The organism is Vibrio sp. YT-18, assembly GCF_033337345.1.
In the GTDB taxonomy this organism is placed as follows: domain Bacteria; phylum Pseudomonadota; class Gammaproteobacteria; order Enterobacterales; family Vibrionaceae; genus Vibrio; species Vibrio alginolyticus.
The window spans coordinates 1-1,092 of sequence record NZ_JAWOQO010000239.1; the positions used below are offsets into that span (position 1 = coordinate 1).

Sequence of the window (1,092 nt, forward strand, 5' to 3'; positions counted from 1 at the left end):
GCTAAGCGGAATTGCCCACCAATTCGGTCGTTCTTTTCAAACAGATCAACTTTATGACCACGTTCAGCTAAAGTCGTCGCACAAGCTAAACCAGCAGGGCCTGCGCCTACAACGGCAATATTTTTCTTCTTGAACGTTGGTTCAACCACAATTTCTGTTTCGTAACAGGCAAGTGGATTGACGAGACAACTAGCGCGCTTACCTTTAAATACGTTGTCCAGACACGCTTGGTTGCAGCCGATACACGTATTAATAAACTGCGCTTTCTCTTGTTCTGCCTTCGCGACAAAGTATGGATCCGCCAAGAACGGGCGAGCCATTGACACCATATCCGCCTGACCAGAAGCAAGGATTCGCTCTGCTTCATCAGGAGTGTTAATTCGGTTACAGGTGACAATTGGCACAGAAACGTGCGGTTTCACCTTCTCGGTTACCCATGTAAATGCACCGCGAGGTACTTGCGTTGCAATGGTCGGAATACGTGCTTCATGCCAACCAATACCAGTGTTGATAATGGTGACGCACGCGTCGTCCAATCCTTAGGCTAATTCAATCACATCTTCGAACGTGCTGCCCTGCTCGACGAGATCCAGCATCGAAAGACGGAAAATGATGATGAACTTCTCACCCACCGCTTTACGTACAGCTTTCACTATCTCCAACGGGAAGCGCATGCGTTTTTTGTAACTGCCGCCCCAATCGTCATATCGCATATTGGTGCGCTTACAAAGGAACTGATTGATCAAATAACCTTCTGAGCCCATTAATTCCACGCCGTCATAACCGGCAAGTTGAGCGAGTTCAGCGCTGTTGGCAAATGCATCGATGGTCTTTTTGATCTGACGCTCGCTCATTTCACTCGGCGCAAACTTCGCGATCGGCGCTTTAATGCCAGAGGCGCTCTGCGCAAACGGGTGCATCGCGTAACGCCCAGCATGTAAAATCTGTAGTGCAATTTTGCCACCATGCTTGTGCACGGCATCGGTAACTACTCGGGGCGCCTTTGCGTGTTTTGTCTTACAAAACTCCGCACTTAACGGGTGCAAACGACCGCGGAAATTCGGTGAAAAACCGCCGGTCACGAGAAGCCCG

The 1,092-nt window shown here is 49.6% G+C and carries 1 pseudogene; it reads right to left on the reverse strand.

The features are described 5' to 3' along the window. Window positions 1–1,092: pseudogene (locus R7M72_RS25690) on the reverse strand (FAD-dependent oxidoreductase); the annotation flags it as partial.